Below are 21,129 nucleotides of genomic sequence, written 5' to 3' on the forward strand. Positions count from 1 at the left end.
TCTATCGAGGTACGCAAACACCCGTCGATTTCGGATTGCGAATAGATGCACCACCATGTGAATTATAGGCTACCAGCGTTACTTGTCCTCGATCGTCCATTACCCAACCTTGAGCGGGAATAATTTCTGTTGGCCGAACTTCTATGGATGCTCTTTTGCCTTCGACTTGCTGACTTTCACCTACCGCTGGTTCCACCCAAGGAAACGGCGATGCAGCGCTGCTGAGAACTTCATTAGGACTTGGTGGCAATCCCCCCCGCCCCGTCACAGTAAACTCGTTCTCGGCTCCTTGGATGCAGGGATTTGCAGCAATTAACGCAGTGGGATTCACCACATTTTGCGGCAGTTCCACTAAACCTTGAACGGGATTCACTCCAACAGAACTAAATGTTACCGCCCCTTGCAAAGCCGGCCCACCACTTTGGGAAATCGCGGCGATGTCGCTGCTGGGAAGCAGAGATGTAGGACTTACTTGCAACGCTGCAAATTCGGCGTCACTGAGTCCCAACCTGTTTCTGACTTGTTCGCGACTCGCCGCTGTAAAGCCAAAAACATTGGGGACATTGATATTTACGCGGCCGCCGCCTGCTGTGCGGGCGTTGGCTGTAATGTCGCTGTTTTCTTGCGGGAGGGCGACAAGAATGTCGCTGTTGATGTTGATATTGCCGCCGTCAGAAGTGCCTGCATCCGTGGTAATTCGGCTGTTGCGGCGCAATTGGATGTCTCGTGCTTGCAGGTTAATATTTGCTCCTGTACCGGATACAGTCGTGCCGTCAATCATCGCTTTGTTGTCAAGAGCGATCGAATTTGCGACAACATTAATATTACCAGCGCGTCCGGTTCCCGTAGCCTGCACTGTCACTGTAGCTCCATCTCTGACAATTAGTCGATCGGCATTCAGATTCAACGAACCGGCATTTGCCGTAGCATTGGAATTAGTACCAAATATCTTGCCCACCGAAGCATCAATTGTACTGATAAAAAGACCATTATTTCCGCTGCCGCTGACCTCGATGCGATCGGCATTAACAGTAATATTCCCCCCATCTCCCACCCCCAAAGAGCTCGTAGAAACTACCGCCCCGTCCCGCACGGTTAGGCTTGGCGTATCAATGCGAATCTCCCCGCCCGGACTAGAGCTCAAAGTTCCAGAACTCAGCGCACTAGCACTCTGAATTCCGCTGGTCAAAAGTTGAGAAATACCTGAAATTTCTACTGATTCAGTAGCCGTAACTGTTAAATTTCCAGCAGGCCCCCCATCCTGAGAAAACAAAAACCTGCCAATTAACACACCCGTTCCTACTGTAAACGCAGAACCTCCAGAGAGAGTCAACCGCTTGGTATCGACGTTAATATTCCCCGCCCTTCCGTTAGAGCCGATACTCAGGGTGCTGATTCCCGTTGACACAACTGTTGTCGGGCCGGTGTTAGACAATTCTACTGATTCAGCAGCTTTAATGTTGATATTCCCCGACGGGCCGCTGCTGTAGCTGGTGCTACCCAGAATAGAACCGTCGCGCATAATTAATTTCGCCACATCAACACTAATACTTCCTCCCGCACCGCTACTTTCTTTAGCTGTCCCGTTGTTAATGCCAGAACCCACCATCTCAAAAGTATTGGCGCGAATAATTAAATTGCCGCCATTTCCACCGCCAAAAGCGATGCCGCTACCTACTACCCCATTGTTGAAGAGCAGGCGGCCGGTGTCGATCGTAATATTCCCCCCCGAACCAGTACCAGCACTAGCATTAAACAGCATCATTAGCGGGTCAAATGGGTCTGTAGTTCCCGATACCAAATATTTAATTGCAACCTGTTGATAGCCTTCAACTCCGAGCCCGCTCATTTCTACTGAATCAGCAGCGCGGAAGTTGATATTACCTCCTGCACCATCTCCTAGAGTCAAAGTAGAAAATTGCGTGCCATTTTCCACTCGCAACTTTTGAGCGCTGATATCGATACCTCTACCATCAATATTTCCCAGTGTCAGCGCATAAATTCGCGCACCGCTGAGGGCGACATTTCCACCTTTTAACTCTACTCTGCCACCACCAATTCCGCTGGTGTTGATAAGCGTTCCATCGGATATTTGAATATTGCCGAAATTTTGAATATTGTCATAATTTAAAGCTAAATTCCCCTGCTGAGCAACAGGAGGAGCCAGTGCAAAATTAATTAAACCGGGACTGGCGACGCTACCGAGTAAAATTTGTCCGCCGCTGGCGGTTAAATTGCCGCCTTGCAGTTGGATGTCGCCGCCAATCAGTGCTAAAGTTTGACCTGGTTCTACTGCTAAACCAACTCGATCGCTAATCGGGATTGGTACAGCAGAGGCTGGGAGATTTACCTTCCCTACAGCCGTCGATTGATTGACAATTGCACCCGGATTGTCTCTAAATCTTAAACCAACAGGAATATTAACTGTTAACAGCGGGGATGTTTGCGGGTTGGTGCTGCTGAATTCAAAGCCGTTATTAAACGCAATACTGTCAGCACTTGAACCGATAAAGGAGCCACGCAAATCTAACCGCGCATTCGGACCGAATATAATTCCTTTCGGATTAATTAAAAATAAGTTGCCGTTGCCTAAAACTCCCAGAGTTCCTAAAATATTTGAAGGGTTGCCGCCCGTAACGCGTGTGAATATGTTGGTAATTCCGCTGGGATTTTCAAAATAAGCTCCCCGCCCTTCACGGATGTTAAATTCGCGCAAGCTGTGAAAGAGGTTAACGCCGCGAGTTGCGCCGCCAGTGATTCTATCTGAGGGTAAGTTGTTGATAGTATCGGGAACTGTCCGCGAACTTTCCGGGCCCAGGGTATTATCGGGGATGATTTGGGCAAAGGTTTTCGAGGGAAATAGTAATAAGAAAACAAAAAGTAGACCGGAAGAGAGGCGAGACATAGCTTAAATCCTGTTATATAAATAATATCGTTTCCGGTTTCATCAGAATTATATATTTGGATTATATCAGTGCGATCGCCCCAGTGTTCGATCGACTCTCTTTCACCCCTAAAGTGGACTTTTCCCAAATATAATAAAGATAGCTTTTTTCAGTGCGACGGCTGAGGAAATCTGTTTCTGTTTAAATATGTGTGTAGAATATGCGTCCGATCATTCATACTAGATGGTAGACACCTTCAATCTTAGGAGCCGTCTATGTTACTACAAGAAGTCAAGGAGCTGGTCTTCAAACTGCCACCGAGCGATCGCCTTGCGTTAGTGGGCGCCATCATTGAGTCCTTACAAGATCAGCCAGTTGCCAGGGCCGATCGTTCTGGTGCGATTCAGCGGATGCGAGGCTTGCTAAAGACAGACCAACCCGCACCGACAGATGAGGACGTGGCTGCAATGTTGGAAGCGCGGCGGGTGGAGAAGTATCTTTAGTGAGAGTTTTAATTGATACCAACATTGTCCTAGATTTTCTGTTGCAGCGAGAGCCATTTTTTCAAGATGCGGAGTTGTTGTTTCAAGCGATCGATGCTGGGCAACTAATCGGTTATGTTACAGCGACAACGCTCACGGATATTTTCTACATTTCTTGCAAACATACTCGCAGCGTTGAGCAAGCACGGCAAGCGGTTTTAGAAACGCTGACTGCTATGGTCATTTGTCCTATTGATCGAGCGGTTTTGGAATCAGCTTTCAACTCTGGTTTGGTTGATTTTGAAGATGCTGTTCAAATTTTTGGTGCAGTTGCTCAAGGGTTAAATGCGATTCTGACCCGTGATAATAAAGGTTTCTTGAGTTCGCCTATACCTGTTTTATCCATTCAAGAGTTGTTGCAGCAGTTAGGGACGTAGAATAAGGGTTAAATCGTATTAAAAACAAGATTGACAACCTTGCCAGATCCGCAGCCCTAGGCTAAGATTTGGCAAAAGTTGAGAAAACAATGACGATAATTCCAACTATGAACTACTGAAACCACATCACGATCGAACCAAATAAACGCGGTGGTAAGCCTTGTGTACGCGACTTGCGAATTACGGTTTATGAAGTGCTGGAGTACCTAGCTTCCGAGATGACTGAAGCAGAAATTCAAGGGCGATTTCCCCGATCTGACGCGAGAATATTTAAAAGCCTGCATAGCTTATGCTGCTGACCGTGAGCGTCGGTTTATGACCCCGACCTTATCCGCATGAAATTACTTTTATATATTAGGCGTTAATTTTAATCTTTGGACTATTCATGAAAATCTTAACGAAATCTATTCTCTTCATTTTGCTATTTACAAATCCGGTGCTAGCTAACGAGCTAAACAAAGCTGAAAAAGTGTTTGCTAACTATCAATCGCTTGAGCGCGCATTTGATCCAGCCGTAGCTGATCTTTACTGCGACACAGCACTGATTCGCAATGTGCGGACTTACCCAGGTGGGAGGCAGCGAACCCTGGAGTTTCCAGCACCGAAATATAAAGACCTAATTCGTGCAGCCATGCCCGTTGCAAAGGCCCGTGGTGACTACAGCACCTACTCTAAAATTGTTTATTCACTTGAAGGCAAGAATGTACGCATTACTGCTACACGCTTCTCTGTTATGAAAAATTACTCAAGCACAATTTCGCTGCTAGTTGGAAAATGTAACAGCGGTCAAACCGGAGTGCTTGAAGAGATTAGCCAGTCGCGGCCTTGAGGGCTAACAATTCTTTCAAGCCGACCCCGCAGCGGGACCGCTTAACTCAAGCGTTATCTCGTAGTTGATAGTTATATACTCGGACAATAAATTTTTAATAGCTATAAATCAGAATTTTGAGAAGTGTTGGGCGAAGCGAAGCCAAGGGTTCGATCGCACTCAACCCAACTTAAAATTTAGAAAGCAAAGTAATTAATCCGAAAGTATAGGCCTTTTTCCTGCAAAGTTCGATCGCCCGATCGAGCATTTATCAAAGGAATACCATAGTCTAAACGCACATTCAACCGATCGCCCATCTGCCAAACCAGCCCCAAACCTGCACCCAGCAGTTTATCCGACTCAGGATTCGGCTTTTCTCCTGAATGGTTCCACCCTACCCCAAAATCGATAAACGGGGCGACTTGCAACAATCCTTCGACTTCCGGGACACGCCAAACCGGGATTCGCACTTCTGCAGACGCGATCGCACCGCTATCAGTTAAGAGCAAATCTTGGCGGTATCCGCGCACGCTTTGAACGCCGCCGATCCCAATTTGTTCGAGGGAAAGCAGGGGGCGATCGGCTAATTGAATGTCGGAACGCACAATCAGCAAGGTTTCTGGGGCTAGCAGCCGCACGTATTGGGCTTGTCCGCGCCACGCCAAAAAGCGGCTGTCTGGCCCGCTATCGTTCGCAGTAGCGCCGAACAGATTAGTACCGAGGGAGAATTGCGATCGCGCCGCGAACACTTGGCTGGAACTCCGCTGCACGTATTCTTGAAAAAAGCGCACAGCCGAAACCCGGGTTTCGCCGCGATCGTTTGCTCCCGCCGAAAGCGCAAACCGTTCCCCCAACAGGAATGTATCGCTTTCTTGCCGCGAAAAACTCAGTCCCAAAGCCAAAGTGCGATCGGGCTTTTCGACAATCGGCTGGCGGTAAGTTAACTCGTAAGTCCGCGATTTCCCCTCGATTTCAGCAGCATCAAACGGTTCCTCAATGATGTTGGTGCTAGCAGCACTCGCAGCGAACCCAATCGTGCCGTTGCGCGCGTTGACGGGGACTGTGTAGCTGCCGTTGAATTCATTGCTGCCGTCGGTGTTAGCATAAGATACCTCTAGTCCGTCGCCCAAACCGAGTAAATTTGCTTGATTGATGCGAACACCGCGCCGAAAACTGCCGACGCTGGGCGATCGGTTGTTGTCTGCGAACACTTCACCGTTAAAGCTGTCTGCTTCTTTTACCCGCACTTCTAAACGGCTGTTTTCCGGGCGGCTTCCGGCTTGCAATTCGGCGGAAATATTGGCAATTAAGGGGTCTAGTTGCAGCAGTTGCAAGGCTTCCAGCAACCGATCGCGATTCAGGGGCCGTCTGGTAGCGCGCTCAAGGCGCGATCGCACGTAATTGGAATTTAAGCGCCTGTTTCCTGTAATCACAATTTCATCTAATCCGCCTTCTACAATCCGAATTTTCACCACACCTCCGTCTCTCGGAAAGGTTTGGTTGGCGAGAATTACAGCGCCGGAATTGATGTATCCTGCCGCTACATATTTTTGAGTGACGGCTGCTTCGGCTGCGATCAGTTCCGCAAAGGTGATTTCGCGGCCCGCAAACTGTTGCGTAACTTCTGCGAGTTCGCGATCGCTAAAAGCCGTGTTGCCCTCAAATTCAAAGCCAGCGACCTTAATTGTACCCGGAATCCCCGGTCTAATTTCGCTTTCAACTGGTGCTGGCTGGGTGGGTTGGAGGGGAGACGGCGCAGGCGGTTGCGGCGGCTCAGGAGCTGGTAATTCGGGTTCTCGCGGCAAAATTGGGTTGGGCAGTTGACTGAGTTGCGAGGCTTGATCGATACCCAAATCAATTTTTTGTCGGTCAATATTTTCTTCTAGCTTTTGATCTGAGTTAAAAAGCTGGGTTTCTTGAGTTTTTGTGCTGAATGTGCGATCGGTCTGAGATGTTGCACCATTGTCAATAAGCCTTTTACGGGCGGGCAGGATGCCCACCCCACAAGAAAAGTCACTCGTTGTGGAACAGGCATCTTGCCTGTTCTTGAGAATGCTGTAAGATGTCACATCGACTGAATTTGCCGCAGACGGCGGTAAGTCGGGAGTTTCCGTCGCCACTGAGTGTTCTGACTCTGTGGGTAACTGGGTTTCCTCGTCTTTTACCGGCAAGTCTTGGCGTTTGTCAAAAGTGGTTTCGTTAGGGGCTAAAGCTCGATCGCCTCCGCTGCTAACTGCTGCCAAATCCTCAACATTTGATGTCAAAATTTCAACGGTGCTAGCGGATGTTTTCGCTGGTTTGGCCAACAAAACTAACCCAAAAATGCCAGCGAATAAAAATAGTTTTTGCGAGCGACAAGCCATAGGATATAATTATTATCTCGCTTAAGTGGGGGAAAATATTTTCAGGAACTGAGCACCCTCAAGTAAAAATCAATCTTAACAGCAAAAAAGGAAACAGCCGTCGCAGCCAACAGTTTCGGCGACGCTACAAACCAAAAGGTCGATCGACGGCTGTTCATTTCCCAAGACTTACGCACCAACCGGGTTCTTATCCGAAAAAATATCGTGTAAGTCGATCGTAAACGGTAAAAAAAACCAATTTTTTTTTGTTGCAAAACCTACGCTTTCATGCTAACGCAGCGACCAGAACATTCCTGCACGCCAGGGTAAACCAGAAACCGGGTTGTGTCCGAAAAGACGCGCTACAACTGAGATATGGCACCCTTCTCAATAATCTTTTTATGAACAGGCAAGATGCCTGTTCCACAAGAGATGAATTTTCTTGTGAAACAGGCATCTTGCCTGTTCTTAATAATAGTGCAAGATATGAGTTACAGCCGGCAGAGGCACTAAAAAACCCGGTTTCTTTGATTTTGGTGCATCATACCAAATCCGACTTTAATACCCCCTTTATTATTGAGTCCGCGTCTACCCACCTCCTGTGCGTAGACGCCGTTTCAACCGCCAAGTCTTATAAAGGGGGTTTGTAACTCTGAATTATGCAGAGCGACCCGCACTAGCCGCAGCACCCATTTGAGCCCCGTCAGTCAATCCCACCAACTTAGCGCTCAACTCCCACATCCGCTCGCCTTTTTCATCATCGCGGGCCTGGGGAGAAACCTTTTGCACAAAAGACTTACCATCTTTTTTCTGGCGATTTCCCCAACTCCAATAAGCCCCAGATTGCTTGTATTCGGGATCGGCAACCACCATCGCCAGCCTTTCCCCCGCCAACTCCTGCGACACATAACCGCCGGTGATATTCTTCTGAAACAGCGGGAACAGCTTCTGAAACAAAGGATAGTGGTTGCGGAACAGCGGCGTATCCGCAACGCATCCCGGATACAGCGAAGTGAAAGTAATCCCCGTGGATTCGTGAAAGCGGCGGTGCAATTCCCGCATCGTCAGCACGTTGCAAACTTTGCTATCTTTGTAAGCCTTGACCGGTTCAAACTTCTTGCCGTCAACCATCGAAATCGGGTCTTTGAAACCCGCTTCAAAACCCTCAAACTTGCCCAAATCCGGGCGGGGCGGAATCTTCCCGCCCAACTCGTCTGGATTGTGAGTCACGGTTCCCAAAATCACGATTCTCGCATCGGAATAATAGGAAGGCTTCATATTTTCCATCATCAGGTTGCACAGCAGAAAATGACCCAGGTGATTGGTAGTCATCGTCAACTCGTAACCCTCCGGGCTCCGCAGCGGTTCCTTAATCAAAGGCATATAAATGGCGGCGTTGCACACCAAAGCGTCCAGAGGCCTGCCGCTGGCCTTAAATGCCCGAGCAAACCGACGCACGCTCTCCAAATCGCCCAAGTCAATCTCCATGATGGAGAAACTGCCTTCAGGTATGCCCAACTCTCGGGCGGCGTCTCCGGCTTTCCGCACGTCCCGACAGGCCATGACTACGTGCCATCCTTTGTCTGCGAGAGCTTTCGCGCCGTACAAACCGACGCCGGAGGAAGCGCCGGTAATGATAACCGTTGATTTGTGATTTTGTGCCATCTTGTTAAAAGCGCTTCCGCTATTGATTTTTTTCAGGCACTCAAACGCTGAGCTAGCAGCTTGGATGTTTGGAAGTACCCTATGGTTATTAGGATATGGGGAAACGTTCTCGATCTCAACTGGGAGCCTCTCACTTTTGCAGCCAAGCCCAAAATTGGAGGCCGGAGACAGAAGGCAGGAGGCAGGAGGCAGAAGCCAGGAGGCAGGAGGCAGAAGAAGTGTTTTTACAAATAGGAGATGCTCGCTCTCAACGGGCGATGAAAATTAAATATAGCTCCAACTCCGACTCCTATTTTGAGAAATTAACCGTAAATCTTTTAGGGGCGAGTTCACCATTATCTATGATGCACATACTCGGTATTTATTGATAAACCCGCCCCAACCAACTCAATTAAGAAATAGCTGCTGGTTCCTGATAGGTAGGGAAATCGATATAACCTTCAGGTCCAAAAGAATACCAGACGCCGACTTCAGCAGGCGGATTGAGCGGCCAACCATTAGTAAAACGCTCTACCAAATCGGGATTGCTGATAAAATCCCGACCAAAAGCTATTAAATCAGCAACTTTGCTGCTCAGGGCCGTTTCAGCCTGTTCTTGAGTATATCCGCAGTTGCCGACGAGCGGCCCTGCAAACACATCGCGAAACTCTGCTATCATCATCGGCGTTCCCAATTCATGAAAGCCAAAAGCCAAACCGTCCACCAAGTGAAGGTAAGCTAAATCATAGGCATTTAATTGCCCCGCGAAATACAGAAAATCTTCGCGATAACTGGGAGAACCCATATCATTGTAAACACCGTTGGGAGAAAGTCTAACTCCCACTCTGTTTGCCGGAAATACTGTGATAATCGCCTCGACAATTTCCTTAAGAAAACGGTAGCGATTTTCAACTGTGCCGCCATAGGAATCAGTGCGGTGATTGGTTTTGGTTTGCAGGAACGTGTCAATGAGATAGCCGTTGGCCGCGTGAATTTCTACACCGTCAAAACCTGCCATTTTGGCTCGTTCTGCCGCCTTGCGATAATCTTCTACAACCAGGGAGATTTCATCGGTTTCTAGAGCGCGGGGAATTTCGTAGGGTTGTTTGCCTAGAGGGGTATGAATGCCTTCTCCGTTTATTTTGATGGCAGAGGCTGCCACTGGCAATTGATTGTTTTCATGAAAACTGCTGTGGGAAGCTCGTCCGGTGTGCCAAAGCTGCATGAAAATCGGCGTTTCGCGGGCATGAACCGCAGTCACAATTTGTTTCCAAGCTTCGCCTTGCTCGTCTGAATAAATACCGGGCGTATTGAGCCAACCATTACCTTGAGTAGAAACCACTGTAGCTTCTGTAATGATTAAACCAGCGGAGGCTCGCTGAGTGTAATACTCTGCCATCAAGGCATTGGGCATCCGCGTTTCACCGGCTCTGGCTCTCGTTAGGGGTGCCATGACTACCCGGTTTTTTAAGGGTAAATCTCCGATTTTGAAGGGACTTAGTAGGAGTGGAGAAGTTGTTTGATTGGTCATAATTTTGAGGTTTTCTCAACTGAATAATCGGGGAAATCACATATAGCAACCGCCCGTGTTAGGATGCAAGGCGCAAGACATCCAAGGGTGGCCAAAATGTAAGCAATCAAACTCATCAAGCTGTTTACGAACTTGACTTTTTAGCCAAAACTCTTCTTTGTTCAATTTTGTTAAACTCTGGAGAGTATGGCGGTAAATATAATAGTCTACACCGTGCTGTTTGAATCAATTGCTGAATCCGACCACTTTTATCAAATGTGAGATTATCTATGACCACTACCTGTGCTGTGACAAGTGTTGCAAGTAAACTTGTTTCCGGCGAAGAAAAAGTCAGGAGTCAGGAGTCAGGAGAAGAATACCCTCTTTCCTCCTGTCTCCTCCTCTGGTGAATACTTCCGAAAGTTTCAATCCCTGATAGGGTTTTAGGTTGATTGCGGCTGGAATTTGTATCGGGTTCAATTGGAAATAACGATCGCGGTTTCAATCCCTGATAGGGTTTTAGGTTGTTTCCGGCTCGTACCGATATCGTTCAACTCCCTTAGCTGAAGTTTCAATCCCTGATAGGGTTTTAGGTTGTTTCCGGCATGGATGAATATGGCAGGTTCTATACCAAAAGAGTGTTTCAATCCCTGATAGGGTTTTAGGTTGTTTCCGGCTGCCCGCACTCGGATTGATGCGATTAAAGCCAAGTTGTTTCAATCCCTGATAGGGTTTTAGGTTGTTTCCGGCCTGTGGGTGATTCAGCGCTCTCACTTTCTGGCGGTGTTTCAATCCCTGATAGGGTTTTAGGTTGTATTCGGCAAAGATAGCGGCGTAGATATGGGGCGGAAGGCGCGTTTCAATCCCTGATAGGGTTTTAGGTTGTTTCGGGCTTTTCTCGCTCGCAACGGCGGCAACTTAACAGGTTTCAATCCCTGATAGGGTTTTAAGTTGTTTCCGGCGTAATACGACGTGGCTAGAAGAATAAAAAATCTAGGTTTCAATCCCTGATAGGGTTTTAGGTTGTTTCCGACATTAGCAGAGGACGCTGAAATCGAACTCATAAAGTTTCAATCCCTGATAGGGTTTTAGGTTGTTTCCGGCCTAATGCCATTTTTCGCGCCTATGTTCAAGTAGGTTTCAATCCCGGATAGGGTTTTAGGTTGTTTCCGGCACGGCGGAAGTTTTTAGTTAGGGTGCTGACTGCTGGGTTTCAATCTCCGATAGGGTTTTAGGTTGTTTCCGGCCCAAAATTGAAGCTTTAGACGTGGTTAAAACACAAGTTTCAATGTGCGCGATCGCTTCCAACAAAAACTGATCGACCTCTGCCGCCAGTACAACCTGGAAATCCGCGATTAAATCAAAAAAAAGCAGCCGGTAAAGGCTGCTTTGACAAATAAACCGTTGTTGAGTTAGAGGAGAAAACTTTTAAATCGAATTCCAATTACTGCTGTTTCCACTCCTGCCTGAGTTTCCACTATTTTCATCTACCGCTGACTCACCTTGCCTTCAGAACAAAACTTCAAATCCCGATTAGAATGCTGCTGAAAGTTCGTTGACTACTTTCACCCGGCCTCTGAGCACCGCCCGCAGCAAGCGGTTGACACAGCCTCTGTCTTCGTCATTCAGAGAGTCGTCGAAGGTGGCGGCCATCAAACCGTAGCGATCCGCCAGAGTCAAAACGCCTGTATCGGTTACAGAAGCGAGGATTTCAGAGATAGCGCCGGGGAGGAGTTGTACGGGGTGCATGGCAGTGCGGTTGAATTCGATATATTTATCATCTTCTGGTTTCCTCTAAATATCGGTGATATTAATAAGGCCGCGAATGTGATTCTCTAGGGTGAAAGCAAGTGATCCGAGTAGAGTAAAGTTGTGACTTGGGTCACAGGGTCACAGGTTGCTGCAGGCAATTTCATCCCGCGCCGATTTTTGGGTAGGACGTGGGGCTGACGGCATTTCGCTAAAATGATCGTTAATCCCCCAACCAGTTTAATTTTTACCCCAGTACCGAAAATGCTTGATTTTCTCAATCCTCTCTTGGGCCGCAAGCCCGATCGCATCAAAGCCAATGTGGAAATCTATACTTGGCAAACCTGTCCCTACTGCATCCGCGCCAAAACTTTGCTGTGGTGGAAAGGCGTAAATTTCACCGAATACAAAATTGATGGCGACGAAGCGGCTAGAAAAGCAATGGCCGAGCGCGCTAACGGACGCCGCAGCGTACCCCAAATTTTCATTAATAACCAACACGTAGGCGGCTGCGATGACATTCACAAACTCGATGCAGATGGAGAGTTAGATGCGCTGCTAGCTCAACCAGCAGTTTAAATTAGTGTAGGTTGGGTTTCCTTCCACCTGCTCAACCTACAAATTTACAAATCTTTGGCAAATTTACTTAGATTATCTTGCCGCCATTTAGCATCCGCGCGCCTGTCTGTTTGCAATTCTAAGACGCGAATCCCGCTGTTTGGCAAAAAACTTAATTTTTGTTTGAACTGTTCCCAATCGTCTATTATCTCGTGTTCCACGCCGTAAGTTGCACACAACTGAGCAAAGTTGATCTGCTGCGGCGTCGCAAAAAACTCTTCAAAGGGCGGGTCAAATTTGGCAACGGGCAACATTTCAAAAATTCCGCCACCGTTGTTATTAATTAATATGATTGTCAGATGACCGACAAATTTATTTTTAATTAAAAAACCGTTCGTATCGTGCAAAAGTGTTAAATCGCCTGTTAGCATGATGCTGCTTTGATTGCGGTGAGCAACTCCCAAAGCTGTTGATAATGTGCCGTCTATGCCGTTAGCGCCGCGATTGACAAAAGGTTTTATTTCTAAGTGGTTTGGCTTCCAGAAAAACTCTACATCTCTAACGGGCATACTGTTGGCAATAAATATCGGTGTTGCTGGGGGCAAAATTTGGGAAAGCAGCCAGGAAACTTTGGGTTCGATTATGTTGTTAATTGCTGAGATTTTTTGGTCTATTGTTTGTCTGACTTGGATTTCGGTGTTGCGCCAAAGTTGCAGGTATTCGTTTGAGGGAGAGGTTTGAACCCCCCCTAACCCCCCCTTGTTAAGGGGGGGGACAAGAGTTGATTCCCCATTGGTCAGGGGGGGGATTTGATGGGAGATATTAGTGGGAGCAGGGGATCGATCCCCCCCTAACCCCCCCTTAATAAGGGGGGGGACAAGAGTTAATATAGTTGCCAGATTAGTTGCGAGATTTTCTACGGAGGTTCGCAGGTGAATTGTTTTGCCGTGTAGCGGATCGAAGTTGTGGTGGCTGGGGTCGATTATGTAGCGTTTTGGTTGGGTTTTGTCTAGCCACTTTCGCAGTTCTTTGCTTGTGGGTAAGTCTCCGATTTGAATGGCGATTTCTGGGGTTAATTTATCTGCTAGTTCGCGGTTTCGCAGCATTAAATCGTAGGTGGAAATTAGATAAGCATTGAGTTGGGCGTAGTTTCTGACTGGGGATAATCCTTCTGCTAAAACTGGCCAGTTTAAGGATTTGGAAATTAGGGCGATCGCACTACAGTATTTTTCGGCAAATTCAGGCTGTGCAACGCCTGCAATAATAATCCCTTTGCTGCACTTTTGCCACTGTTGCATGGTACTTTCTTCTCCCCCCCTTAACAAGGGGGGGCTGGGAGGGGTAGAGCTTTCTCCCGCGAAAATTGGTTCTAATCCTGCAAAGAAATCTTCGGGATTAAATTCTGTTTCTAAAGCTTCTACGGCTATGTCTGGAACGGGTATAAGTGGGTCGCGAAACGGGATGTTGATGTGAACGGGGCCTGGTGTTGGAAATTGCGATCGCTCCCAAGCATACACGATCGTCTGCCGCAGATAGTCTAGCATTCCTCTGGACGCAGAAGGTATCGCTAATTCGGCTTGCCAGTTGGGATAATTGCCGTAGATTTTCACTTGGTCGATCGCTTGTCCGGCGTGACAGTCCCGCAGTTCGGGAGGTCGATCGGCGGTGAGTATTAGCAGCGGAATTCGACTTTCTCTCGCTTCTATTATTGCAGGATAAAAGTTGGCTGCGGCGGTTCCCGATGTGCAAATTAGTGCGGTTGGCAAATAGGATTTTTTGGCAATTCCTAATGCAAAAAAGCTGCCTGAACGTTCGTCGAGTATGGGAATAGTTTCTATTTTTTTGTTTTGAGCAAAGGCTATTGTTAGCGGTGCCGATCGCGAACCGGGACAAATAACGGCTGTAGTTAATCCCAACCGCTGCAAAGTTTCTGCTAATACGGAAGCCCAGACGGTATTTGTGTTGCGAAAATCTATTGGCATTGCTAAACCTGAGTAGCTCAACTCTGTATTGTGCTAGGATATTATACCCAAATAATTGTCAGGATACATTTTTATGATTCTTGAGGCGGTTGTGCTTAATGTCAAATCTGGCTGTGAGGGGGATTTTGAGATAGCTTTTAGAGAAGCCTCCACTCTGATAGCGTCTATAGATGGATATTTATCTCACGAACTTCATCGCTGCACAGAAGTTCAAGGAAAATATCTATTATTGGTGAGATGGGACAATTTAGAAGCTCATACAATTAGATTTAGGAATTCCGCTGAATATCAAGAGTGGAAAAGAATGCTTCACCATTTTTACGATCCTTTTCCCATAGTAGAACATTTTGAGGAGGTGAAGATTAAACATTAACACAGACTCAATCAATTAGCCAGACAACTCTACATTCTGCAAATTAGTTGAATTAGACTAAAGCATTTAAAAGTGCCTGCAATTTGAGCTGAATTTCTGCCAGTTCTTTCTCTGGTTCCGAGCCCGCCACAATACCAGCACCAGCATAAAGTATAGCCCGATCGCCGTCGATTAAAGCCGATCGAATGCCGACGGCAAATTCGCCGTTGCCGGTGCGATCGATCCAGCCGAGGGGTGCTGCGTACAAAGAGCGATCGCAGCTTTCGCAGCCGCGAATTTGCTGTAGGGCAATATCTCTCGGTACGCCCGCCACCGCTGGCGTTGGATGCAGTTGGGATAAAATCTTTAATAAATGAATATCACGGGGAATTCTAGCCCTTATGGGTGTCCACAAATGCTGAATGTTTGACAGTTGCAGCAGCCTGGGAACCGGGGAAAAGTCGGGATTGATACCGAGACTCGACAGGCGATCGACTATAAAATCAATTACAACTCGATGTTCTCGAATATCCTTTTCGCTGTTGAGTAAACCTTTGCCTAAATTCGCATCTTCCGCTTCATTTTTCCCCCTCGGTGCCGAACCAGCTAAGGCATCTGTTACTAACTCATTTTTGTGGATGCTGATTAAGCGTTCTGGACTGGCACCGATAAAATTTTGACCCTTGCCGTTACTGGTAGAAAATACGTAGCAACCGGGATAAGTAAGGCGCAAGTTATTTAAGGAGTCTATTAAACTAAAAGGGGTTTTGGAAATGACATTTATTGCTTGGGATAAAACAATTTTACTGAAATATTGAGAGTGGATCAATTCTAAAGCTGACTTGACGGAGGTTTTAAATTGAGTGGCATCATTCACAGGAATTTGTTTTAAAAATATGGAACTGTTTCTAATAGCAGTAATTTTTTTGTAAGGAGAACACGAAATTTTATAAAAACTTTGCCAAATATTATCCGTAATACTCTTAATATTTAGGTCGCGGTTTATGATGGCATTTGCAACAATTATGCAGCTATCTTTCAGGCGAGTAATCTGCCATTTTGGTAAAAATACGGTGCCAGGGGGGAAGTAAGAATTGGTGGCGACATTCTCATCGAAAAAAGCAAAGCTACAAAAAAAGTGCGGCCCGCTGAAGGGCAAGCGTTCTGTACCGATGGTAATTGTTCGGGCAAGACAAGATTGAATAAAATTTTGAGCAAGGGCAAATCGATCGCTTCCGGCTACTGTTAGATGGATAGTCGAATCTAGGGCGGCGATCGCAAAACTATTGCCTGAAATCGGGTCTCTTTTTTCAAAGTAAAAGTGCCGCTGGCAAGGTTCGGAAATTTCTTGAAGTACAACTAGCGGATCGACGGGGGCAATCTCCTGAGAAATACTAACTATCTTGGTTTGATCTTTTTCCGTTAAAGACTGCTGGCAATCTAACAGAAACTGATGCAGTTGATTGCGGTCTTGTAAAAGATTAGCGCGGTGCGGTATTACTGTCATGAAAGCGAGAATAGCAGATTTGTCAGAAAGAGTGCGGTTTTGTCCCGCTAGAACCCCTATTTCGATCTAAGCACGGGAGGGCGATCGCAAAACATGACCTTTCGAGTTTCCCGGAAAGTTTGGGCTCGCTTGGGGCAAAAAACAGACGATCCTCTTGGAGGGCTTCGCCAACGCGCGATCAATCGAAACATTTAGACATAAAACTTTAAGATTGAGCGACTCAATCTCGACTCTCATGGGATCGACCGCGCAGAGGTTTGCAGACGGGCATTACCGGGCGTGCGATCGTCCGCAAAGCCTCTCAACGGATGCCCCCCGCGCACTCAACCAGATACAGAGTAGAGTTTCTTCACCAATAAAATTGTAAAATTACTACGCTGCTATCAATTGAATCAAGTTTGTGTAATGACAACAAAGTTAATTGAACGTTCAAATAGTAAATTGTGGCTGGCGGCAATCAAGCCGCCCATGTACAGCGTTGCGGTGATTCCTATTTCAGTAGGAACTGCAATTGCTTTTGCGGAAACTCAAACGATTAATTCGTCAATTTTTTCGACATTTTTAATGTCAGCCATTTTGATTATAGCATGGTTGAATCTCAGCAATGATGTATTTGACTCAGAAACAGGCATCGATAAAAACAAAGCGCATTCTCTAGTTAACTTAACCGGAAATAAAGCTTTAATTTTCGGGCTAGCCAATCTGTTTTTAGCAGTTGGAGTGTCAGGAATCTGCGCCATAAGCTGGTGGCAAAAAGACCCAACAGTAATTTTGCTGGTAGTTTTGTGCTGTGCTCTCGGCTACACTTATCAAGGGCCTCCGTTTCGTCTTGGCTATCAGGGTTTGGGGGAAATTATTTGCTTTTTCACCTTCGGGCCGCTAGCCTTTGCCGCTGCTTATTACAGTCAAACTCAAACTTGGTCTGCAACTAATTTAGCGGGTTCGGCAATCGTGGGAATTACAACGAGTATCATTTTATTTTGTTCCCATTTTCACCAAGTTGAGGACGATTTGGCGGCGGGTAAAAAATCCCCAATTGTTCGACTCGGTACGAAAAAAGGTGCCCAGTTGTTGCAGTGGTTGTGCGGCAGCATTTATGTTTTGACTGTGGTATTTGTGGCTTTGGGAATGTTCCCAATTTGGACGCTGTTGATTTTTGGGAGTTTGCCATTTGCGATCGACCTTTGCCGCCATGTCACAGACTATCACAACCAACCGACAAAGGTCAGCAACTCTAAGTTTATCGCCGTTACGCTGCATTTTGCGAGCGGATTGCTGCTGGCGTTGGGCTTTGCTTTGTAGAGCCGGCAATCGAGAATTCCGGTAAAATTGAGGTATGGTTTGCTAAGTTGAGGGAGTTCGTGGAGTTGGCAGAGTTGGGCGACTTCTCAAAATCTTCTTTAATTCAGCAATTCGTACCTCACATTGAATCGTAGAATTGTCTATGAACAAATTTAATAATTATAACTTTCACTATTCCTTAACTGGCAACAAGAATCAGCCGACACTTTTATTTTTGCATGGATTCACGGGCAGCATTCAAGACTTTAGCAGCGTCATTCCCTTACTGTCTAACAGTTATTACTGCTTAGCAGTTGACCTTCCCGGCCACGGAAAAACCCGAGTAACCGGCGACGAAAGTTGCTACAATATGTCAACTACTGCCCAAGCATTAATCGAGTTATTAGAGGATTTACAAATAGATAAATGTTTGTTGTTGGGCTATTCAATGGGCGGGCGGTTGGCACTTTACATGGCATTACATTTTCCAGAAAGATTCGAGAAAGTAGTGTTAGAGTCAGCTTCGCCAGGATTGAAAACCGAAAAAGAGCGATCGCACCGCCTGGAAGCCGATTTACAGCTAGCACAAAAGCTGGAAAATAGCAACATTAAAGATTTTTTATTGAACTGGTACGATCGCCCTTTATTCAAATCTTTAAAAAACTCTCCCAACTTCGACAAACTCATAGAAACCCGCTTAGCAAACAATCCCTTAGAGTTAGCCAAATCACTCCGCAATATGGGAACCGGCAACCAGCCCTCTCTCTGGGGAAAACTGGCACAAAATCAAATCCCTCTCCTCTTGCTAGCGGGAGAATATGATGATAAATTTACAACTATAAATACCGAAATTGCCAAATTGTGTCCGGCCGGCTTTCGGGAAATTGTACCAAAAGTTGGTCACAATATCCATTTTGAAAATATTGATAATTTTGTTGCACTTGTGAGACAATTTTATGGTTAACTAAAAAACCAATGCTTTATCAATTCGAGTTTCGCACTTATCAGCGAAAATTTAAGCGTCCGCTGCAAACAAGTCACGGCATCTGGGATGTTCGATCGGGAATTATCCTGCGACTTGTGGACGAAAATAATCAAATTGGTTGGGGAGAGATTGCCCCTTTGAGTTGGTTTGGTTCCGAAAGTTTTGAGCAAGCTTTAGATTTTTGTAAATCGCTGGCAACTAATATTTCAGAAGAGGCGATTTTCTCTATTTCTGCTGAATTGCCTGCTTGTCAATTTGGCTTTGAGTCAGCACTATCAAACTCTAGATCCCCCCTAACCCCCCTTAATAAGGGGGGGACAAGAAATATTCTCAAAGTCCCCCTTATTAAGGGGGATTTAGCGGGATCTAGACTTCACCTAAAATCGACATTGATGGCGGGTTCAGTCTTAAGCAGTCACCAATGGAGAGAGGTTGGGAATGAGGAAGAAAAAAATCGGTTCAGCGGTTTATTGCCAGCAGGTGAAACAGCTTTGCAGGCTTTGCAAGTGCTTTGGTTAGAGGGGTATCGGACGTTTAAATGGAAAATTGGTGTTGCTGCAATTGAACAAGAATTAAAGATTTTTCAGCAGCTAATCCAAGCAATGCACAATTTGTGCGATCGACAATCGGCATTTTTGCGGTTAGATGCCAACGGGGGACTGAGTTACTCGCAGGCTAAAACATGGCTGGAAGCTTGCGACAAGGTAAAAGCAACTGACGTTTCTGCAGACATTGAATTTTTGGAACAGCCGCTGCCCGTAACACAGTTTCAGGAAATGGTAGAATTAAATGCTATTTATGCAACTCCGATCGCCCTTGATGAATCTGCAGCCAACCTCGATCGCATTCAAGAGTGCTACAGCCAAGGCTGGCGGGGCATTTTCGTCATTAAACCTGGGATTGCTGGTTCCCCATCCCAACTGCGAAAATTTTGTCAAACTCACAATATAGACACCGTTTTCTCATCAGTATTTGAAACCCAAATCGGCAGACAAGCAGCATTACATTTAGCAACACAATTGTCTTTAAATAATAGAGCATTAGGCTTCGGCACTGATTGCTGGTTCGACGACAATGATTCGATTTTAGATTTTAGATTTTAGATTACTCCCACAACTCAATCAAGGGGGTTAGGCAATTGTTTTTAATCGAGAAACTTGGTGAAAGCATCTATGGCAACAAATCTCACAGTAAATATTCGGGAGCTCGCGGCTGGCTTGCCCGATAATTGGCTCATCGGTTGTGACAGTCGCGAATTTGCCCGAATTGTCGATCGGGTATTTCTTGAAATCACCCAAAATCCCGCACAAAAAACACCCCCAAAAATTTGCCTCGCCGAACCAGAACCAGTGCAATTTCTTGCCAGTTTCACCGCCGCCCGCGCCGCCAAATGCCCCATTTTTCTCTGCAATCCCACCTGGGTAAAACCAGAATGGGAACAAGTCTTTGATTTAGTCCAACCAGATATATTTTTAGGACAATACCTGCTTCCCAAAAATCCCCATATCCCAGTCCGCGAAGGCGGACTTCGTTTGTATAGCCGCGAATTCCATTCGCCCGGTAAAAACGGTTTTGATACGATCATGATTCCCACCGGCGGTTCTTCAGGAAAAATCCGTTTTGCCATCCACACTTGGGAAACACTAACCGCATCAGTACAAGGTTTTCAACAATATTTTCATGTTGACAAAATCAACTCGTTCTGCGTTTTGCCATTATACCACGTCAGCGGTTTAATGCAATTCATGCGCTCGTTTACTACCGGAGGAAAACTCGCTATTCAACCCTTTAAAGAATTAGAAAGTGGTAAAAAAAGTGACATCGAACCCGAAGAATTTTTCATTTCTTTAGTTCCAACTCAACTGCAACGGCTGCTGCAAAACCCAGATACAGCTAATTGGCTGGGACGGTTTCGGGCCGTACTTTTGGGGGGTGCTCCGGCGTGGCCAGAACTTTTAGAAACAGCTAGAAACTATCAAATCAAATTAGCGCCCAGTTATGGCATGACCGAAACTGCCTCGCAAATTGCTACACTAAAACCCCAAGATTTTCTCGCTGGCAATAACAGTTCCGGTAAAATTTTACCGCACGCTAAAATAACTATTCGCAGTGCCAATGGTGATATTTTGCGCGATAATCAAATCGGAAATATTGTGGTAAATGCTAAATCTTTGGCGTTGGGTTATTATCCTAAAAATTTTTGCGATAGCCAATACTTCCAATTAGACGATTTGGGATTTTTTGATAAAAATAACTACTTAAATATCGTCGGACGCAGCAGCGACAAAATTATCACAGGCGGAGAAAATGTATTTCCGGCGGAAGTTGAAGCCGTTGTGCGATCGACTAATTTAGTTGCGGATATTGCTGTAATTGGCTTGCCCGACAAAGATTGGGGTCAAGTCGTTACGGCTATCTACGTTCCCGCTAATTCCGAAGTTACTGTCAAAAATCTGCAAGGGGCAATAGAAGATAAGTTGAGCAAGTTTAAGCGGCCGAAATATTGGGTTATCGTCGAACAATTGCCGCGCAATTCTCAAGGCAAAGTCAATCGAGAAAAATTGCAAGAAATTGCGCTCAACTATCAATAATTATTAGGCGCAATCA

19 protein-coding genes and 1 pseudogene are annotated in these 21,129 nt (G+C 46.2%); 11 read left to right on the top strand and 9 right to left on the bottom strand.

Annotated features, from left to right (window positions below):
* Position 1: 1 nt before the first annotated feature.
* Entirely contained in the window at positions 2 to 2,905 is a 2,904-nt protein-coding gene (locus tag QUB25_RS10795) for a two-partner secretion domain-containing protein (protein WP_333183276.1), read from the bottom strand.
* A 255-nt stretch (positions 2,906 to 3,160) separates the two neighbouring features.
* On the opposite strand from QUB25_RS10795, the gene QUB25_RS10800 reads away from it, so the two are divergent.
* The 4 genes and pseudogenes from QUB25_RS10800 (at position 3,161) to QUB25_RS10815 (ending at position 4,633) form a co-directional block, all read left to right on the top strand.
* Positions 3,161 to 3,388, top strand: a complete 228-nt coding sequence (locus QUB25_RS10800) for a hypothetical protein (protein WP_006633944.1) — start codon at positions 3,161 to 3,163, stop codon at positions 3,386 to 3,388.
* A complete protein-coding gene (locus tag QUB25_RS10805; protein ID WP_333183278.1) occupies positions 3,388 to 3,804 on the top strand; it encodes a PIN domain-containing protein in 417 nt (138 codons plus the stop codon). The genes QUB25_RS10800 and QUB25_RS10805 overlap by 1 nt, the downstream gene beginning before the upstream one ends.
* Positions 3,805 to 3,929: 125 nt before the next feature.
* Positions 3,930 to 4,143 (top strand): annotated as a pseudogene (locus tag QUB25_RS10810) (DUF433 domain-containing protein).
* Positions 4,144 to 4,189: 46 nt separating this feature from the next.
* Positions 4,190 to 4,633, top strand: coding sequence for a hypothetical protein (locus tag QUB25_RS10815; protein ID WP_333183279.1), 444 nt, complete (start codon positions 4,190 to 4,192; stop codon positions 4,631 to 4,633).
* 176 nt (positions 4,634 to 4,809) lie between these two features.
* Here QUB25_RS10815 and QUB25_RS10820 read toward each other — a convergent pair whose 3' ends face one another.
* Together QUB25_RS10820 and QUB25_RS10825 are read right to left on the bottom strand one after the other, a co-directional pair.
* On the bottom strand, positions 4,810 to 6,975 hold the full coding sequence (locus QUB25_RS10820; RefSeq protein ID WP_333183281.1) for a ShlB/FhaC/HecB family hemolysin secretion/activation protein: 2,166 nt from the start codon (positions 6,973 to 6,975) through the stop codon (positions 4,810 to 4,812).
* Positions 6,976 to 7,611: 636 nt separating this feature from the next.
* A complete protein-coding gene (locus QUB25_RS10825) occupies positions 7,612 to 8,619 on the bottom strand; it encodes a protochlorophyllide reductase (protein ID WP_333038163.1) in 1,008 nt (335 codons plus the stop codon).
* Positions 8,620 to 8,714: 95 nt separating this feature from the next.
* Between QUB25_RS10825 and QUB25_RS10830 the strand changes: the two genes are divergently transcribed.
* The gene (locus tag QUB25_RS10830; protein ID WP_333183283.1) at positions 8,715 to 8,987 is read left to right on the top strand and encodes a hypothetical protein; all 273 of its coding nucleotides are present in this window, start codon (positions 8,715 to 8,717) and stop codon (positions 8,985 to 8,987) included.
* Positions 8,988 to 9,010: 23 nt separating this feature from the next.
* On the opposite strand, the gene QUB25_RS10835 is transcribed toward QUB25_RS10830, so the two are convergent.
* From QUB25_RS10835 to QUB25_RS10840, 4 genes are all read right to left on the bottom strand, one after another.
* The gene (locus QUB25_RS10835) at positions 9,011 to 10,129 is read right to left on the bottom strand and encodes an alkene reductase (protein WP_333183284.1); all 1,119 of its coding nucleotides are present in this window, start codon (positions 10,127 to 10,129) and stop codon (positions 9,011 to 9,013) included.
* Between the two features lie 124 nt (positions 10,130 to 10,253).
* A complete protein-coding gene (locus QUB25_RS29785) occupies positions 10,254 to 10,406 on the bottom strand; it encodes a transposase (protein ID WP_445251942.1) in 153 nt (50 codons plus the stop codon).
* 508 nt (positions 10,407 to 10,914) lie between these two features.
* Positions 10,915 to 11,172, bottom strand: coding sequence for a hypothetical protein (locus QUB25_RS29790; protein WP_445251943.1), 258 nt, complete (start codon positions 11,170 to 11,172; stop codon positions 10,915 to 10,917).
* 469 nt (positions 11,173 to 11,641) lie between these two features.
* Complete coding sequence (locus QUB25_RS10840) at positions 11,642 to 11,857, bottom strand: hypothetical protein (protein WP_190731630.1); 216 nt, start codon at positions 11,855 to 11,857, stop codon at positions 11,642 to 11,644.
* 264 nt (positions 11,858 to 12,121) lie between these two features.
* On the opposite strand from QUB25_RS10840, the gene grxC reads away from it, so the two are divergent.
* A complete protein-coding gene (gene grxC / locus QUB25_RS10845; protein WP_333183379.1) occupies positions 12,122 to 12,436 on the top strand; it encodes a glutaredoxin 3 in 315 nt (104 codons plus the stop codon).
* Positions 12,437 to 12,480: 44 nt separating this feature from the next.
* Here the strand turns inward: grxC and menD are convergent, their stop codons facing one another.
* A complete protein-coding gene (gene menD, locus QUB25_RS10850; protein WP_333183287.1) occupies positions 12,481 to 14,397 on the bottom strand; it encodes a 2-succinyl-5-enolpyruvyl-6-hydroxy-3-cyclohexene-1-carboxylic-acid synthase in 1,917 nt (638 codons plus the stop codon).
* Positions 14,398 to 14,470: 73 nt separating this feature from the next.
* On the opposite strand from menD, the gene QUB25_RS10855 reads away from it, so the two are divergent.
* Positions 14,471 to 14,770: an antibiotic biosynthesis monooxygenase gene (locus QUB25_RS10855; protein ID WP_333183289.1), complete on the top strand. Its 300-nt coding sequence runs from the start codon at positions 14,471 to 14,473 to the stop codon at positions 14,768 to 14,770.
* Between the two features lie 52 nt (positions 14,771 to 14,822).
* On the opposite strand, the gene QUB25_RS10860 is transcribed toward QUB25_RS10855, so the two are convergent.
* Entirely contained in the window at positions 14,823 to 16,256 is a 1,434-nt protein-coding gene (locus tag QUB25_RS10860) for an isochorismate synthase (protein ID WP_333183290.1), read from the bottom strand.
* Positions 16,257 to 16,661: 405 nt separating this feature from the next.
* Between QUB25_RS10860 and menA the strand changes: the two genes are divergently transcribed.
* From menA to QUB25_RS10880, 4 genes are all read left to right on the top strand, one after another.
* On the top strand, positions 16,662 to 17,558 hold the full coding sequence (menA, locus tag QUB25_RS10865; RefSeq protein ID WP_333183292.1) for a 2-carboxy-1,4-naphthoquinone phytyltransferase: 897 nt from the start codon (positions 16,662 to 16,664) through the stop codon (positions 17,556 to 17,558).
* Positions 17,559 to 17,700: 142 nt separating this feature from the next.
* Positions 17,701 to 18,501 carry a 2-succinyl-6-hydroxy-2,4-cyclohexadiene-1-carboxylate synthase gene (menH, locus tag QUB25_RS10870; RefSeq protein ID WP_333183294.1) on the top strand — a complete coding sequence of 267 codons (801 nt, stop codon included), beginning with the start codon at positions 17,701 to 17,703 and terminating at the stop codon, positions 18,499 to 18,501.
* An 11-nt stretch (positions 18,502 to 18,512) separates the two neighbouring features.
* A complete protein-coding gene (locus QUB25_RS10875) occupies positions 18,513 to 19,625 on the top strand; it encodes an o-succinylbenzoate synthase (RefSeq protein WP_333183296.1) in 1,113 nt (370 codons plus the stop codon).
* 69 nt (positions 19,626 to 19,694) lie between these two features.
* Positions 19,695 to 21,113: a 2-succinylbenzoate--CoA ligase gene (locus tag QUB25_RS10880; protein WP_333183298.1), complete on the top strand. Its 1,419-nt coding sequence runs from the start codon at positions 19,695 to 19,697 to the stop codon at positions 21,111 to 21,113.
* The last annotated feature ends 16 nt before the right edge of the window (positions 21,114 to 21,129 follow it).

This window comes from Microcoleus sp. B3-D7, from assembly GCF_036705305.1.
Classification (GTDB): Bacteria; Cyanobacteriota; Cyanobacteriia; order Cyanobacteriales; family Microcoleaceae; genus Microcoleus.

Bases quoted from the DNA above. Each gene is read 5' to 3' on its own strand.
- QUB25_RS10875 (WP_333183296.1), top strand. From the start codon at position 18,513: ATGCTTTATCAATTCGAGTTTCGCACTTATCAGCGAAAATTTAAGCGT.
- QUB25_RS10855 (WP_333183289.1), top strand. From the start codon at position 14,471: ATGATTCTTGAGGCGGTTGTGCTTAATGTCAAATCTGGCTGTGAGGGG.
- menA (WP_333183292.1), top strand. From the start codon at position 16,662: ATGACAACAAAGTTAATTGAACGTTCAAATAGTAAATTGTGGCTGGCG.
- QUB25_RS10800 (WP_006633944.1), top strand. From the start codon at position 3,161: ATGTTACTACAAGAAGTCAAGGAGCTGGTCTTCAAACTGCCACCGAGC.
- menD (WP_333183287.1), bottom strand. From the start codon at position 14,397: ATGCCAATAGATTTTCGCAACACAAATACCGTCTGGGCTTCCGTATTA.
- QUB25_RS10840 (WP_190731630.1), bottom strand. From the start codon at position 11,857: ATGCACCCCGTACAACTCCTCCCCGGCGCTATCTCTGAAATCCTCGCT.
- QUB25_RS29790 (WP_445251943.1), bottom strand. From the start codon at position 11,172: ATGAGTTCGATTTCAGCGTCCTCTGCTAATGTCGGAAACAACCTAAAA.
- QUB25_RS10815 (WP_333183279.1), top strand. From the start codon at position 4,190: ATGAAAATCTTAACGAAATCTATTCTCTTCATTTTGCTATTTACAAAT.
- QUB25_RS10825 (WP_333038163.1), bottom strand. From the start codon at position 8,619: ATGGCACAAAATCACAAATCAACGGTTATCATTACCGGCGCTTCCTCC.
- grxC (WP_333183379.1), top strand. From the start codon at position 12,122: ATGCTTGATTTTCTCAATCCTCTCTTGGGCCGCAAGCCCGATCGCATC.
- QUB25_RS10880 (WP_333183298.1), top strand. From the start codon at position 19,695: ATGGCAACAAATCTCACAGTAAATATTCGGGAGCTCGCGGCTGGCTTG.
- QUB25_RS10835 (WP_333183284.1), bottom strand. From the start codon at position 10,129: ATGACCAATCAAACAACTTCTCCACTCCTACTAAGTCCCTTCAAAATC.
- QUB25_RS10820 (WP_333183281.1), bottom strand. From the start codon at position 6,975: ATGGCTTGTCGCTCGCAAAAACTATTTTTATTCGCTGGCATTTTTGGG.
- QUB25_RS10860 (WP_333183290.1), bottom strand. From the start codon at position 16,256: ATGACAGTAATACCGCACCGCGCTAATCTTTTACAAGACCGCAATCAA.
- QUB25_RS10795 (WP_333183276.1), bottom strand. From the start codon at position 2,905: ATGTCTCGCCTCTCTTCCGGTCTACTTTTTGTTTTCTTATTACTATTT.
- QUB25_RS10830 (WP_333183283.1), top strand. From the start codon at position 8,715: ATGGGGAAACGTTCTCGATCTCAACTGGGAGCCTCTCACTTTTGCAGC.
- menH (WP_333183294.1), top strand. From the start codon at position 17,701: ATGAACAAATTTAATAATTATAACTTTCACTATTCCTTAACTGGCAAC.